Annotated in this window: 1 protein-coding gene; it reads left to right on the forward strand. The window is 68.4% G+C overall.

Going from position 1 to position 911, the window contains the following annotated elements:
• Positions 1 to 911: Ig-like domain-containing protein (locus tag FXV83_RS41365; RefSeq protein ID WP_235940615.1), on the forward strand; the 911-nt coding region annotated here is incomplete at both ends.

The following is a 911-nucleotide window of genomic DNA, read 5'->3' on the forward strand; positions in this document are numbered from 1 at the left end:
CGGCACCGACGGTTGCGATCACCAGCGCGGGTGGGTCGACCAACCAGGCCAGCCAGACCATCACCGGCACGGTCGATGTCGCCGATGCCGGCGCCAGCGTCACCATCCTGGACGGCACCACCGCGATCGGCACCGCCATCGTGCAGGGCAACGGCAGCTGGAGCACAACGGTCAGCCTCAACAATGGAGCCAACTCGCTGACCGCACGGGTAAGCGATGCGGCCGGTAACACCGCCACCAGCAGCGCGGTGGTCTACACGCTCAGCACCACCGGGCCGACGGTGACCGAGGCCCTGGTCGCCGACACCGGCAGCTCGGCCACCGACCACGTCACCGCGAACCCGGCCGTGAACGGCACCGGCCTTGCCAATACGGTGGTCCACTTCACCATTGACGGCAGCTCGATCGCGACGACGGTGACGACCGATGCGCAAGGGGCGTGGTCGTTTACGCCGAGCGGGCTGGCGGACGGATCGCACACCATCGTGGCGAGCCAGACTGATCCCTTCGGCAACACCGGTTCGGCATCGCTGAGCTTCACCCTGGACACGGCGACGCCGAGCGGCGGCACGCCGGACCTGACGGCGGGCTCGGACACCGGCACCTCGAACACGGACAATATCACCTCGGCGACTTCGCCGACCTTCACGGTGGCGCTGACCCCGACGGCTGCCGTCGGCGATACGGTGCAGCTGTTGCTGGGCGGCTCGCCGCTGGCACATCCGGTCACGCATGTGATCACGGCGACTGACGTGACGGCAGGCAGCATCAGCCTGACCGTGACTGCCGGCGATCTCGGAGCCGATGGCACCAAGCAGATCGCGGCGCAGTTCAGCGATGCCGCCGGCAACAGCTCGACCACCTCCGCGCTGAGCTTCATCCTGGACACGGCGGCACCGACGGTTGCGATC

The sequence above is a fragment of the Bradyrhizobium hipponense genome, assembly GCF_008123965.1.
In the GTDB taxonomy this organism is placed as follows: domain Bacteria; phylum Pseudomonadota; class Alphaproteobacteria; order Rhizobiales; family Xanthobacteraceae; genus Bradyrhizobium; species Bradyrhizobium hipponense.